Source organism: Streptomyces sp. NPDC052040, assembly GCF_044548405.1.
GTDB lineage: Bacteria > Actinomycetota > Actinomycetes > Streptomycetales > Streptomycetaceae > Streptomyces.
This window is the reverse complement of the sequence record NZ_JBIUBV010000018.1, coordinates 47,207-61,902: the sequence shown is the minus strand read 5'-3', so window position 1 is coordinate 61,902 and position 14,696 is coordinate 47,207. Positions and strand designations below refer to the sequence as shown.

Sequence of the window (14,696 nt, the reverse complement as noted above, 5' to 3'; positions counted from 1 at the left end):
GCCGGTTGTCGTAGATAAGGGGCCGGGTCGAAGACCTGTGCGGCGGCTACTTGCGGAAGAACCCGCCGTGGACGAATTCGATCTCCTCCATGGCGGCCGTGCTGCCCGCCGCGTCCAGATTCGGCCCCCGCCAGGCCACGGGCATCACGTCGCGCAGCTCCCATGCGATGACAGACCTTCTGCCGTCCAGGCAGGCGATCTGTCCGGTCGACAGTGACGGCTTGCGTACCGAGTCCTGGACCCACTGGCACAGGTCTCTCCTGGCCGCGCCCACGGGCAGGGTCATGACCACCGATGCATAGGTGATCCGGGCGTTGAGGTGGACCAGGGAATCGTTGATGCCCCCTTCGGCGACTTCGTCCACTTCCACGGACAGCGCCAGTCCGCTGCAACGGGTGAAGAGTCCGAGTTCCTCGCCGTCGATCGACAACGAGAACCGGTTGATGGGTGTCACCGTGTGCTTATCGGACACGGCCGGTGCCTCCGTTTCTCAAGGTCTCCTGCGATTCCTTGTGCAGAACTGCCGGCGGGATGCCCCAGTCGGTCGCGGGCGCGGTGCTTCCCATGGCACTGGTGAGTGCCGCCGCCGAGGTGTCGGTGTCGGACCCCCTCGGCTCGGGTGCGTGAGCGGCGATACGGCGCAACACGGGTTGAGCGGAACCGACTTGGGGTCGGCCCGAGGGGCGGGCCGAAGCTGTGAATTCGGTCTGGGAGTGGGGAGCGGTCGTGCTCCGGGGGAGGAAGAGCAGTGCAGGGGCCGGGCGGGTGTCGGGAGGTGCCTCGGAGACGGAGGGGTGAGCTGTCCGGCGGGGACCCGTGCGGAGGGGAAGGGCGGTGCGGGCGGTGCCGAGGACGTGCGTGCTGAGCCGTGGCTCGGCAGGGTGGGCGGCGTCGCGGCGAGCAACGTTGTCAGATGTGCGCTGCTGAGTGGGCCGGGACGGTTCGTCGGGAACCGGCTCGGTGGGCGGTAGAGCCCTGTGCCCTGTTCCGCTGGGGAAGGCGGTTGCCGAGGCCGGCCCTGCGGCGGCGGATGAGGGTGCGGGGGACGCGGGCAGGGTTCCTGCGCTCGGCACGGCGGGGTGGTGGACGGTGCTGGGTTCGGGAAGCCGGCCGCCGCGACCCTCGCGTATGACGGCTTCCGGTGACGTGTGATCGGCCACCTCGGGCGTGGACGGGGACAGCGGTTCCGCCGCTCCGCCGGCTGGCGTGCTGCCGCTTTGTCGGCTGGTGAGGGGAAGCCGGGTGCGGGGACGTGCGGTATCGGCGGCTCGGCCCGTGGCCTGCCGCAGCGCGGCTGCACTGCGGTGGATACGGGTGTCGGTGCGGGGAGCGGGAAGTCCGGGGTGTTGCGTGGTGTCGGTGTCGGTGTCGGTGTCGGTGTCGGTGTCGGTGTCGGCGCGGCACGGCTGGTTGAGGCCGGGCGTGGCGGAGCCTGGTGGGGCGTCCGGGTGGTCACCCTTGCGAGGCGTTCGGTCGCCGGGCAGGTCGGGGCGCCCTCGGCGGATGCTGCGCTCTCCCGACGACGTGCTCTCGCGGTCCATCGGGCACGGCGTGCCGTCGGGGTGTTCCGGGTCGGCCGGGGACGGTCGATCCTGGGGTCCGGGTGCCAGATCACGGGCGGAGGGCACGAGCCCGGTGTGGGCCGACAGGAGTGTGCCGCCGTCCTGCGTACTCCCGGCGGGGGAGCGCGACAGTCCGGCCCTGTCGCGTCCGCGCTCGCCCGGCGGGAGGTGCTCTGGAGCGGGGTGCAGCGGGCTGTGCAGCTGGAGGGGTGCGGAGTGGTCCGCGGCCGGGGAGACGGCGGTCCCTGTGCGGGAGGGGGCGGCCGCAGTGCGCAAGGGGCGGTCCTCGGCCTGCGTGGACACCGCAGCGGTCGGTTCGCTGTGTGCGGGTGTGTGTGCTTGACGGGATGCGGCGTCACCGCTTCCGGGGGTGTCGGCGGACGGGTTGCCGACGGATGCGACCGCAGGGTGAGCGGGGAGCCGGTCGGCCTGGCCGGGCGCGGGCAGCGTGGCCGGACCGTGGTGTGCGGGGCCGTCCGTCCGCGGGCGCGCGGCTGTGCCGTGTGCCGAAGCGTCCACGGAATCGTTCCGTGCCGCCTCGACCGCGGGGGGTGCGGGACATTCCTCGGTGTGCGCCGGTGCCGGTGCGGCCGGAACGTTCAACGCTCGGTCGGTAAGCAGCTGTTGGTCGTGAACAACCGTGTTCCGGGGGTGGCCCGGGGACCGGTCGGCACCTGCCCGGGACGGTTCGGGGAGGGGCGCGTGTGGGGACGTGGCGTCGTGTGCTTGGCCGAGGGAGGTGGGTGGGGACGTGGCCTCGTGCGCTTCGCCGAGGGACGTGGCGTCGTGCGCTTCGCCGACTGCGCGCCGGTGGAGCCTGTCCCCTTCGAGGGACACGCAGACCGCGTCGGCGATCGGGCCCGCGGTGCCGACCGCGGCCGTATCGCGCCCGGCAAGCCGGAACTCCTGCCCGGCGTGAGGAACACCGGGCTCGCTGTCCGGGCCCATGGGCGCACCGGGGCGCCCGGCGAGCGAAGTCTGCTGAGTGGTGTGGTGTGCCGTCCGGGTGACGCGGACGGGCACCGGCCGGTCGGCACGTGTGGCGGGGCTACGGCCCTCGTCACCGGAATCGGCAGTGTGCCGCGTGTGTCCGGGAAGTTCAGCGGTGCGCTCCAGCGGCGGCGCGACCGCATTCTCGCCCTGAGTGTCCCCGACGTGGGTGGTGTTGTCGGTGTCCTGAGGGGACCCGACGGCAGCCGTCGCAGCCGTCGCAGCCGTCGCAGCCGTCGCAGCCGTCGCTGCCGTCGCTGCCGTCGATGACTCGCTGACGGCCGTGTCCGTGGCTACGGCAGCGTCTTCGGCCGTCCCGCCCTGCCGTCCGTCCTGGTATGGGACATGTTCGCTCGCCGCCGGAACATCGGCACCCCGTAGCGGAGTTGCCCAGAGCGGCCCGTCTGTCCGACCGTGTCCGGTGGGGGTTTCCTGGCTCGGGGGAGGTGTGCGGTGCCGTGCGGTGCGTTCAGTACGGCCTCCGGGCGTGGCCGGGAGGGACAGCCCGGGACCTGAGGCCCTCCACATGCGGCCGTGCTCCCCGGCACGCACGGCCGGGGAGGCCGATGCGTCGGACGCCGACCGCGGCCGGGGCCCGTGGTGACTGCCGGGGGCTGTCACCGGCTCGGAGTGCCGCTGCGTCCGGGCAGGTGAAGCCGCCGTGCCTCGCGGGTCGGCGGACGAGGCCGGCTCCGTACCCCGGCCTGGGGATCCGTGCTGTGCCGGGTACGCGGGCACGCCAGGGACTTGCGGGGAAGCCACCTCCGGCACCTGAGGACCTGAGGGCACACCGTGTGCCCCAGGGGTGGGCGAATGCGTGTCGGCTGTCTGTCGGTCAGTACGGGAGAGGCGTACGGGAGTGTCTTGCATTCGTGACGTTTCCGGGCGGAGGGCAGTCGTGGTCCAAGGGGCCGTGCCCGGTGCCTTGTCGGCACCCGCCGCACCGTGCTCCGCGGTCTCCCCGCCGGCGATGTCGGAGAGTGGTGTCACCGCCAGGCCCCGCGGCCGCGTCCCATGCTCGTCAACCGGCGCCTGTGCCGACTGCCCCGTGTTCTGCACGGGGGCTTCCCGCGGAGTGATGCGCTCGTCCGCCGGGGCCGCATCCGCCATCCCGGTCCACGAAAAGGCGGCGAGGCCTGACGCGGCCGGGCTGCTGTTGTGCGGGGCGTCATTGTCAGCGGAACCCATTGCGGTGGTCATGGCGGGGGGTGCGGTCGGTCCCGGGGCGGTCGACGCGTCGGCCACGGGAACAGGAGCGGCCGGCGCGCCGTCCCCGGTGGTCGGAGTGGGCCCGTCCGGGCCCGTGCGGGCCTGCGGCGCAGGTACGGCCACGCCCGCTGCGTCCTCGACCTCTGCAACGTCCCCACTGGCCAGGGCTGTTGACGCGGCTGCTCCCTGGGACGCGAAGCGGCCGGGTGCAGGGGCGGGTTCAGCAGCGGCTGCCGCATTGTCGCTGAGCACGGGGTGCTCCTGGCACCGGGGCGCTCTCCCGGCCGGGGGCGAGGGGACGACTCGGTCAGGGATGTCGTACGCATGGCTCTGCGCGGCGGTCCTGGCCGCCGTCGACGTGTTGCTGCCCGGCCCAACGGATCGGCACACTCCCTGCGTTGTCGCAGCGGATGAACCGGCGCAGGATGCCGGTGCAGCCGTGGCGTCAGGTGTGCCGGGCTCGCCGCCGGGAGCCGTCCGAGCGGCCCGGTCCTCGGGCACAGCTGCCGGGGCCGCCGGTGTCCCTGCCTCGGGCGCGACTCCCGTGTCCGTGCCACCAGGCACTGTCGCCTTCCCGGTGTGCCGCGAAAGGGGCGTGTCTGAAGCGCTCGGTGTGGTGCCGGACGGCCGAGCGGGCACGGCTGAGGATCTCGGCCGCTCGCCAACCCGCTTGCTTTCGGGAGACATTGAGTCGGTCGGCAGGGGCGCGGTCTCCCCAAGGAAGGTGGGTGCGGTGTGGCCCTCGCGCCGAGTTGTCGCCGCCGTGCGGGCCGGGGCCGTGGCACAGCCAGCAGCCGCAGCTGCCGTCACGTCGGGGTGGCGGGTGGTCTTCTGCGCCGGGTCCGTTGCGGTGGGGTGGTCAGCGGCTGTGGCTGCTGTGGTGTCGGTGTGGCGGGTGGTCTTCTGCGCCAGGCCCGCTGTCGTGGGGTGGTCAGCGGCCGCAGCTGCCGTCACGTCGGGGTGGCGGGCGGTCTTCTGCGCCGGTACTGCACGCCCGGACCCCGCCGTCGGGCGCAGAGCAGGCTCGCTGTCGGGCTTCCCTGCGTTATTCACCGCGTTCTTGTCCTGGTGCCCAGGGCGCCGCGGCGCGTCCTGGGCCACGCCCTGCGGGGCAGGCCCAGAAGCGCCTTGCGGGTCAACCGGTCGTGAGCCCGGACCGCGTTCCTCGTCCGGAACCGCCTTTTCCCCGGCTGTCCTCACGGGAGTGCGGGAGTTGTGCCGCCGGGAGCGGCGAGGTCGGGAGGGGCCTCCGGCACGGCCCGCGGGGCGGCGACGATGAGAGTTCCCGGCGGCTTCCGGCAGGTCCTCGACGGACGGCGCGGGCGCCCCCGGAACGATCGCCGAGTCCTCTTCGGCCCCGGCAGCTTCGTCGGGCTCCCTCTCCCCGTGAGACCGCCAGTACAGCTCTGCCACCGGGCGTCGGGCGGGCAGACCCGTCGTGTCCCACAGCCCTTCCCGCACCCGGAACACCAGGGGCGCCTCCTGGTCGATCAGAGTGGTGAGTTCACCGCTGAGCCGGTGGTCATGAAATGCGGTCAGCCGCCCCGTCGTCCGCTGCCCGTCGGTGACCGGTGTCAACCCGTCCGCCGACATGGGTCGGAACCTCCATGGCAGCACCATCGGAACCCGTACCGTCATAACGGCTGCCGTCTCCACGACGGCCCCCGCAACGGCGTCGGCATGTGTACCGGCATGGTGCGCCGCAGCACCGGCAACGTCCGCCCGGGACACCGCCGGCACATCGGAAACCACGGCCGTCCGGGGGGCCGCCGGTGCCGTCGCAGCGGTATGCGCGGCTTCTGTACCGGACCGGACCGCCGCGAGGCGGCGGACGGTGCGGCTGATCCGGTCCAGCATGGTTGTCACGTCCCGTCTGCAAGACGCCGGTTGATGGCGGTGATCTGACTGATCCACGCACGCCGCTCGATGTGGTCCATGTCGAGCAACTGGTCGTGCGGCCAGTGGAAGTGGTAGGCGATGTACGCGAGCTCGGAGCGCAGGTCCTCGGCCGCGTACGTTCTCATCCCCCCAGGCGGCTCCCCATGTCCACATCGAACTCGTGGGTGCAGCCGGGGCACACGGTCGTGGCCAGCGAGGAGCCATCCGTGTTGATCTTCTCGTAGAACTTCTGAAGGAACGCCAGGTCGGCAGCGAACAGCTGCTCTACGACTCCTGCGTCAACATCGGTCAGTGTGCCCAAGCGGGTGATCAGGCGGCCGAGCAGCACCACGGACAGGTATGCGGGATTCTCCCGTACCCTCATGTCGCTGAGCGGCAGGAGCTCATCACGCGCCGTGGCAAGGCGCATCACACCATCCCGGTGCACCACTCCCCGGTGGTCCACGAAGCCGCGTGGCAAAGTGAAGGGGAATTCGGTGCGCAGAGGGGCAGGCTCATTGCGCGAGCCTGCACCCTCCGCGGCCGGGGCGGGTGCGTTGCCCGATGACGACGCCCGCGCTGCGGGACGGTCTCCCTCGGTTACGCGCCCGCGCCTCACTTGATCTCGTAGCCGTCGCACTCGATGACGAAGGTCTCGTCCTTGCCGCCGGAGCCGGCGGCGCTGAGCTGGCCGGTGTTGTAGCTGGACACCCAGCAACCGGTGAGGACATGTTCCTTCTTCACCGAGAAGTCGCTGGTGTGCTCGGCGATGGTGACGTTCTTCTTCTCCGCATCTGTCTTGTCCGGGAGGCACTGCCTGTGCCAGTCGGCAATCACCTTGTCGGCCGAGCCCTGGCGGACGATGGTGACGGACGGCAGCTGAACCACGCCGGGAACGGAGATGTGCACCTGCTTCCCGTCGGCGGTGTTGACCACCTCCTTGGTGACCTCCACCCTGCTCTCGAGGCCGGATACCTCCTTGATCATGGTGAGCTGGATTCCGTCGATCTGCACGGTGAAGTCCTTCGCGAGGACGAGGCTTCCGATAGAGGTCATTTCGCCGGCCATGGTGGCTCCTGTCTGTGTGTGAATGAGATGGCTGAGAAGGGCGGAAATCTTGCTGGTCACTGGCCCCCTTCGCCCGATGCGGAATCCTGGGAGATCCGGAAGACGACGAACTCGGCCGGCTTGACCGGCGCCACACCGATCTCGCAGACGACCTGGCCGGAGTCGATGACCTCCGGCGGGTTGGTCTCGGCGTCGCACTTGACGTAGAAGGCCTCCTCCGGCGTGGCGCCGAAGAGGGCACCGTTGCGCCACTCGTTGGTGAGGAAGGCCGACACGTTGCGGCGGATCGTCGACCACAGCCGCTCCTCGTTGGGCTCGAAGACCGCCCACTGCGACCCCAGGTAGATCGACTCCTCCAGGTAGTTGAAGAGGCGTCGGACATTCAGGTAGCGCCACGCCGTGTCACTGGAGAGGGTGCGGGCACCCCAGATCCGGATGCCGCGGCCGGGGAAGCTGCGGATGCAGTTGATGCCTGCGGGGTTCAGCTGCTCCTGCTCTCCCTTGGTGACTTGGATGCCCAGATCGAGGGCGCCGCGCAGGACCTCGTTGGCCGGTGCCTTGTGCACGCCGCGAGCGTCGTCGTTGCGCGCCCACAGGCCGGCGATGTGACCGGAGGGCGGCATCAGGAAGCCCTTGCCGCTGACCGGATCGGCGACCTGGATCCACGGGTAGTACAGAGTCGCGTACTTGGAGTCGAAGCCCGCCTCGTTCTGCCGCCAGTCGTAGACCTCGGAGGGGTTCATGTCCGGCAGGGGGTCGAGGATGGCCATGCGGTTGGCCATGTTCTCGCAGTGGCTGATCATGGCCAGCTGAATCGCCTTGACCTGCTCGCGGCTGACGTTGCCGCTCTGGTAGGCGGCCATCAGGTCAGGGGCGGCGATCATGGTGACGTCGTCGATGGTCTCCAGGCCCGACAGGCCCGAGCGGTCGTTGACCCTGCCGACGTAGCGGCCCACGACATCCTTGACGGCCGTGGCGCCCCCGGCGGCGTCAGCGGTGGGAGCAGCCGTCAGTGCCAGGGTGGAGGACTCCGGCAGCGCGAGCGCGGCGCCGGTTGTGGCCTCCTCCACGAGTACGAGCTTCGAGTGCTTCTTGACCTGCGTGACGACGTACGAGGCGGAGGACTTCTCGGTGGAGACGTCGAAGGTCTCGGTCGGGGTGCCGTTCACCTTCACGGTGAAAGTGAAGTGGTCTTCCGCGCCCGCCTCCGCGGCCCCGTCCTTGCCGGCCCTGGCCTTGTCGGCCGGACCCGTGGCGGGGCGCTTGGCCTTGGGGTCGACCGCCTTGCGCTGCACGTCGACCGCGATTTCGTGACCGGAGGCAGCGGGGAGGGCGGCGATCCTGAAGTCACCGAGCACCTGCGCCGGGGCGGCGGAGCCCACGTCCTGCGTGCCGGTGCCGGTGCCGGCGTCCGCGGACTTACCGCCGACCCGTACGACGTAGCAGGTGCCGCCGCCGTTGGCGAAATAGCCGTACACGGAGTGCGCGAGGTAGGAGCCCTGGACGAAGTCACCGAACGTCTTCGTGAACTGGCTCCAGTTGGTGATGCGGACCGGCTCGTTGAGCGGCCCCTCGTCGGCGAACCCGACGAAGGCGGCGACCGCCGTGGCGACACCCTCCACCGGCCGGGAGCCGCTTGCGGCCTCTTCGACGAACACTCCGGGAGACAAATAGGTGGCCATCCAGCACTCTTTCTCGTGAGTTGTCCCGAGGGGGAATCCAATTTGCAGATCGCACCGTCCGACCGCAGCAGGAAATCAGGCGGCGGAGACAACCATTCGTCGTGGCTGGAGACACTACTTCTCTTGCCGCACGACTGGCTCATTGCCGGTTCCGGCCGTGGATTCTGCTTGGATCATGGTCAATATGACGACGCCGTGTCAAACGAATCGGTGCGCTGCGGCGGTTCACCGGAAATCTGTCAACGGAGGATTCGGCCGGGATCAACGTTTGGTCTACAGAGGGCGTGTCAAGTCGACTGCTCTGTCATACGTTTGAGGGTGACCAAGGGTGAATTGTCGCAGGAGAATGCGGAGTGTGGATGGAAAGAGCGCGCCCCGCCGTGCGTTCCCCCGGCGACCAGCCTGGCTTCTGTGGTGTGCTGCCCAGGTCCGGGCGGAGCTGTAGCGCCCGTTGTGGCTGAGTGGGGCTCGTGCGGCGATCTGGACCGGTCCCACGGGACGGAAAGGAGACACGACTGTGCCCCCCTGCGCAGCCATCTGCACAGGGGGGCGACGCCGCATCGTCCGTCACAGCATCGAATCCTCCACCACACGTGTCCGCGGCCGTCGGGTCGGGGACAGGCGTGGGAGACCCCCGACAGAGCGGGACCGAAGGGGAGGGCGGACCGGCTCCCCGAATCCGGGAGCCGGTCCGCCAAGGAGGGACGACGGGCTACAGCCAGGAGTTGAAGCGGCGGATGTAGCGGGTCTTGATCAGTTGGGTCAGGGCGCAGTAGGCGAGCAGGGTTCCGATGAGCCAGGGGAAGTACGTCATGGGCAGCGGTTGCAGCCCGATGCCGGCAGCGAAGGGGGAGAACGGCAGGTAGATGCCGAACGCCATGATGACGGCGGTCATCACCATCACGGGCAGCGAGGCGCGGGACTGGATGAAGGGGATCCTGCGGGTGCGGATCATGTGGACGATCAGGGTCTGGGAGAGGAGTCCCTCGATGAACCAGCCGGACTGGAACAGGCTCTGCTCTGCGGGGGAGTCGGCGTGGAAGACGTGCCACATCAGCAGGAAGGTGGTGATGTCGAAGATGGAGCTGATGGGTCCGATGCAGATCATGAAGCGCCCGATGCCGCGGGCGTCCCAGTTGCGGGGCTTGCGCAGGTACTCGGGGTCCATGCGGTCCCACGGGGTGGCCAGTTGGGAGATGTCGTAGGCGAGATTCTGTACCAGCAGGTGAATGGCGAGCATCGGCTGGAAGGGGATGAAGGCGCTGGCGACAAGTACGGAGAAGACGTTGCCGAAGTTGGAGCTGGCAGTCATCTTGATGTACTTGATGGTATTGCCGAACGTCTGACGGCCCTGGAGGACACCCTGTTCCAGGACGGTGAGGTCCTTCTCCAGCAGGATGATGTCGGCGGATTCCTTGGCGATGTCGACCGCGGTGTCCACCGAGATGCCGACGTCGGCGTCCCGCAGGGCTGCGGCGTCGTTGATGCCGTCGCCGAGGAAGCCCACGGTGTGGCCCTCCGCCTGTAGCGCGCGCACGATCCTGGCTTTCTGCACGGGGTTGGCCTTGGCGAACACCGTGACGCGGCCGACCAGTTCGCGCAGCTCGGCATCGTCGCAGATGTCGATGTCGGCGCCGGTGATCACGTCACCGACCTCCAGGCCGACATCGGCACAGACCCGGGCGGCGACCAGTTCGTTGTCTCCGGTGACGACCTTGACGGTGACGCCTTTGTCCGCCAGTGCCCGCAAGGCCCTGGCGGCGTCGGCCTTCGGCGGGTCGAGGAAGGCCAGGAACCCGACCAGGGTCAACTCGGCCTCGTCCGCCGTGGTGTAGGTGGTGCGCGGTTCACTGATCGTGCGGGTGGCCACGGCCAGGACGCGCAGCCCCTCACGGTTGCTGCTCTCGGCGATGCGGGTGACGTGCCGGCGCAGCCGGTCGGTGAGTTCGATCCGCTCGCCGCGGTCGGTCAGGTGGGTGCAAAGGTCCAGGACTTCTTCGAATGCGCCCTTGGTGATCAGCACATGTTCGGAGGCGGCCTTGTCCTCTCCCGGGGTGTTGCGGGCCAGGACCACGGACATACGGCGCCGGGCGAAGTCGAAGGGGATCTCGTCGACCATGGTGAAGCGGGCGTCGACGACAACCTCCTCGGCCTCGCCGACCCGGTCGATGACCGCCTGGTCCAGCAGGTTGCGCAGCCCGGTCTGGAAGTGGCTGTTGAGGTAGGCGTACTGCAGGACCTCGTCGTCCTCCTTGCCGTGCACGTCGACATAGCGGTCGAGGACGATGCGGTCCTCGGTCAGGGTGCCGGTCTTGTCGGTGCACAGCACGTCCATCGCACCCAGGTTCTGGATCGCGTTGAGCCGCTTGACCACGACCTTGCGCTTGGCCATCGCCACGGCGCCGCGGGCGAGGTTGGCGGAGACGACCATCGGCAGCATCTCCGGGGTGAGACCCACTGCCACCGCCACAGCGAACAGGAAGGCTTCGTTCCAGTCGCCCTTGGTGAGGCCGTTGACGGCGAACACCACCGGTACCATCACCAGCATGAACCGGATCAGCAGGAAGCTGACCTTGCGCACGCCGTGGTCGAAGTTGGTCTGCGGACGTTCGCCCACCAGCGATCCGGCCATGGACCCGAAGTAGGTCTGCGCGCCGGTCGCCACAACAACCCCGGTGGCCGTGCCCGAGGTGACCGAGGTGCCCATCAGACACAGGTTGTCCGCCTCGACCGGGTCTGCGGTTCCGTCCTGTTCCCGACCGCCCGGACGAAGGTCCCCCTTGGCCACCGGAAGCGACTCACCCGACAGCGCGGCCTGATTGAGCATCAGGTTCTTTGACGTCAGCAGGTACAGATCGGCCGGGACCAGGTCACCGGCGGCCAGCTTCACCACATCACCCGGTACCACCTGGTCCGTCGGCAGCTCGACGGTGGTCGGCAGCGCGCCGTGCCCGACCCGCCGCTGCACCGCCGTGGTCGTGGTCACCAACTGCTTGAGCGCGGCCGCCGCCTTGTTGGAGCGGTACTCCTGCCAGAACCGCAGCAGACCACTGAGCCCCACCATGACCGACAGAATGACGACACCCGGATCCTCCGGGTCCTGCCAGTACATGACACTGGCCAGGCACACCAGAACCAGGATGAACGGATTCCAGTACGCCTTGGCCAACTGCACGGTCCAACGTGGCGCCCGCTCCTGGGCGATCACATTCCGGCCGTGGCGACGCGAGCGATCGGCGGCCTCCACATGGTCCAGCCCGTCAGGCCTGGCGTTCAAGTCCCGCAGCACGGTGGCCGCCGGGCGGCCACTGATCGTGGCGAGCCGCTCGGCGGCGGCGCGGGTCTGCGCCGCCAGTTCGGCGGCTTGGCGCTCCCGGCGCGAACGGAATCCACCGCCGGGCGGAGCGAGCTTCTCGGGGGTGAGCAGGGTCATGGCGAATCCTCCCCCCGCGCACACGGCAGGACGGCAGGTGCGATCAAGCCGGTCGCGGAGTGGTCAGCGACGTGGGCCGGCAGGCCACCGGACACACGTGCGGGGAAAACAGAGACAAGAAAACCTGCGGAAAACACGAGATCGTGAAGCAGGAATCTGTGTGGAATGAGGGGTCAGTAAATCGGCACGCTGCGGCAAGGATTTCCTTCGGGACTCATCCCGATCACCTCCTTGCTCGTGCGGACAGCACAGTCGGGGCACGACCGGCGCCGACCCGATTCCAGCTCATGCTGTCATCTCAGCCAGGCGCGGCAACATGCCGAAAGTCATGTCCGGGCCATGACGAAAGCTGGAACATGAGTAATCTGTCAGCTCCTGGGGGCGGCCATCATGGCTATCCACTTCGACGCGTCGTTCACTCGCATCTTGCGGGTCACGCGCGCCATGAGGCTCAATTCGCGGAGCAGAGCGGGCGGCGGGACGGCAATCACCGGGCACTCTGCGCGTGCCAGACAGTACCGACTGACCGAGGGGAAGATGAGACGGCGCAGGCGACTGCGGTGACCGGTGCCGACGACGAGGAGATCGCTGGGGGAACCGGCGGTTTCAACCAGAGCCGGCCCGGCGGCGCCCAGTATCGACATGGAGTGGATGTCCAGGTCGTCGGGATAGCCTCCGAAGGCCTCCTCGAAGGCCTGGTCCAGCCGCTCGCGAGCAGACTTATGCAGTTCATCCAGCAAGTGGTAGTACATGGTGTCGTCACCTGGAAGCGACCAGGCTAGTACGGGAACGAGGGGCGCATCCGTACGCCGAGCTTCAGCCACGGCCCATCGCAGAGCCGCCAGATTGGCGGGTGAGCCACTCACCCCGACAATGACGCGATGCGCGCTGCCCATGGCCGCCCACCATTTCTGTCCAGTTTCAAAGAACTGCACAATGCCCGCAATCGGGATCCCTCACCGTTGCGAAATAGGCCTATTCTGCACGTCAAGCGGAGTGATCTGCTTGCCCCTGCGCATGGCCTCCCCGACACCAGAAGTGTCGGGTCATCGTGCGATAACAGCCTCCACTGAGCCGGCAGCGCCGGAGACCTGCCGAAAGGCATCGGTGGACAGGTCTTCCGGTAGGGCCGTGGTCCGGCAGGCAGGCATTACCGGGCGCGGCGGGGTCACGCGGACGCGAGGGGTCAAGGATCCGCCGGCTCCAGGTTTCGAGATCGGCACGGGCGTGAAATGCCCTGGTGGCAGCAGCTCAACCAGCGGAAGAGTAGGCTCACTTAAGGAACCGTTAGGCGGCGGCTAAGATCCGGTGGGCAAGACTTGACTGCATGAATCACATGGCGGAACTTGACCGCACCGCCGCAGGTCACACGGGTGGCACAGCTCGCCGCACAGTCCTCGTCGCTGCTGGTGAGACTGTGTTCCGCACCAATCTGTGCGCTGTCCTCAATGCTCTGGGGCGGTACGAGGTTGTCGCCCAGGCTTCCACCGCGTGGGAAGCGACGAGGCGTCTCCAAGCCGTTGAGCCGCATATTGCGGTCATAGACCTTTCGCTGGCACGAATGATCGGCCTCAGGGCCGACCGATTGGGAGGATCCCTGCGGAGGCCTCCCAAGGTTGTCCTTCTCACCGATGAGATACGGCACGAAGTGCTGGACGAAGCGCTGGAAGCAGGTGCACTGGGGTTCGCCACCAAAAACCTGGATGCCGCTCTCCTGGACGCCTTGTTGTCCCACGTGCTGTCGGACGGCTGTGCGATCGCCCCGGAATTTGTGGACGGATTCATGACTGGGCCTCGCAGCACGTCCGAGCGCTTTTCCCACGTGCATCCGCGGGTCAGTCTGCTGAATCAGAGCGAACGAGATGTCCTGCGGTTGCTGGGGTACGGCCTGGCCAATACAGAGATAGCCGCAGAACTTCACCTCTCTCTGGCCAGTGTGAAGACCTACGTCTCTCGTCTGCTCAACAAGCTACAGCTGAGCAACCGGACTCAAGCAGCCCTGGTCGCTCATGAGATGTATGTGACGGAAAGACTCGTCGATCCGCGGTGGCCCACGCGGCACCGGGACACTCTCGATACAAGGTGATGATGCGAATGACTGGGCGGCCGCCACAGGACGGGGCACGGACGGGGCACCCCCGGCACGAGGAGCTCTCGGGCGGAGAGACCATCGTGTTCGGCGTCGGGGAACTGCCTTGTCGGCGTCGCCGGTCGAGGGATCCTCGCCGGTGGGCACCGGCAGGTGCTGCGGGCACCTTGATGTTGGTAGGGGTGAGTCTCTTTGCCCTGGCGTCCCACGAAAACGGACTCGATGCCACCCGACCGGGCGTGGGTGCCCCGGATGCCGTCCCGTCAGAGGCGGCACCTCGGGCCGGCAAGGCACCCGTGGCCGACAGCTCGAGCTCCTCGGTCGCCCCCTCCCGCCATGACACCGCCCGGGCGGGCGGCGAAACGGTGGAGGCGAGCTTCACGGACAACCGCAACGGCAGTGCCACGTGGGCCCTCCCCTCCGACTCATCCAGCCGGCCTCCTTCGCAGTCCACGGCCTCTCCGTCGTGGTCCTCCTCCCCGGCCCGGTCGACGACGTCCCAGCCCGGGGCCCCGGTGCTGCGTCCCGGAGACAGTGGAGCCGAAGTCATGGCCATGCAGAACAGGCTCCACGAGCTTGGCCTGTACGCGGGCTATCGCTACGGCGACTACGACGCCGACACGAGGGACGCCGTCCGCCGCTTCCAGCGGTGGGCCGCTGTGGCGGACCGCGTGCAGTCGGACGCACTCGGGGAATACGGCCCTGCTACACGGCGGGAGCTGGAGCGACTCGAACCGTGAAATGGGGCCGGGCGGTGAACCACCTCTCGGGTGAAGAGTCAACTC

Annotated in this window: 9 protein-coding genes; 2 read left to right on the top strand and 7 right to left on the bottom strand. The window is 68.6% G+C overall.

The window, feature by feature from the left end; translation table 11 throughout:
* Positions 1-46: 46 nt before the first annotated feature.
* The 7 genes from ACIHAA_RS27530 to ACIHAA_RS27500 form a co-directional block, all read right to left on the bottom strand.
* Positions 47-472 carry a phage tail protein gene (locus ACIHAA_RS27530; RefSeq protein WP_399821741.1) on the bottom strand — a complete coding sequence of 142 codons (426 nt, stop codon included), beginning with the start codon at positions 470-472 and terminating at the stop codon, positions 47-49.
* Positions 473-5,623: 5,151 nt separating this feature from the next.
* The gene (locus ACIHAA_RS27525; RefSeq protein ID WP_399821739.1) at positions 5,624-5,785 is read right to left on the bottom strand and encodes a DUF6760 family protein; all 162 of its coding nucleotides are present in this window, start codon (positions 5,783-5,785) and stop codon (positions 5,624-5,626) included.
* Entirely contained in the window at positions 5,782-6,258 is a 477-nt protein-coding gene (locus ACIHAA_RS27520) for a hypothetical protein (RefSeq protein WP_399821737.1), read from the bottom strand. The genes ACIHAA_RS27525 and ACIHAA_RS27520 overlap by 4 nt, the downstream gene beginning before the upstream one ends.
* Positions 6,255-6,695, bottom strand: coding sequence for a phage tail protein (locus tag ACIHAA_RS27515; protein ID WP_399821735.1), 441 nt, complete (start codon positions 6,693-6,695; stop codon positions 6,255-6,257). Before ACIHAA_RS27515 ends, ACIHAA_RS27520 begins: the two co-directional genes overlap by 4 nt.
* 68 nt (positions 6,696-6,763) lie before the next feature.
* Complete coding sequence (locus ACIHAA_RS27510) at positions 6,764-8,389, bottom strand: phage tail sheath family protein (RefSeq protein ID WP_399821733.1); 1,626 nt, start codon at positions 8,387-8,389, stop codon at positions 6,764-6,766.
* A 712-nt stretch (positions 8,390-9,101) separates the two neighbouring features.
* On the bottom strand, positions 9,102-11,822 hold the full coding sequence (gene mgtA, locus ACIHAA_RS27505) for a magnesium-translocating P-type ATPase (protein WP_399821731.1): 2,721 nt from the start codon (positions 11,820-11,822) through the stop codon (positions 9,102-9,104).
* A gap of 368 nt (positions 11,823-12,190) precedes the next feature.
* Positions 12,191-12,718, bottom strand: a complete 528-nt coding sequence (locus tag ACIHAA_RS27500) for a universal stress protein (RefSeq protein ID WP_399821729.1) — start codon at positions 12,716-12,718, stop codon at positions 12,191-12,193.
* 431 nt (positions 12,719-13,149) lie between these two features.
* Here ACIHAA_RS27500 and ACIHAA_RS27495 point away from each other — a divergent pair, with 431 nt between their 5' ends.
* Both ACIHAA_RS27495 and ACIHAA_RS27490 read left to right on the top strand, forming a co-directional pair.
* Positions 13,150-13,908, top strand: a complete 759-nt coding sequence (locus ACIHAA_RS27495; protein ID WP_399821727.1) for a LuxR C-terminal-related transcriptional regulator — start codon at positions 13,150-13,152, stop codon at positions 13,906-13,908.
* Complete coding sequence (locus tag ACIHAA_RS27490) at positions 13,908-14,651, top strand: peptidoglycan-binding protein (protein ID WP_399821724.1); 744 nt, start codon at positions 13,908-13,910, stop codon at positions 14,649-14,651. The genes ACIHAA_RS27495 and ACIHAA_RS27490 overlap by 1 nt, the downstream gene beginning before the upstream one ends.
* Positions 14,652-14,696 lie beyond the last annotated feature (45 nt).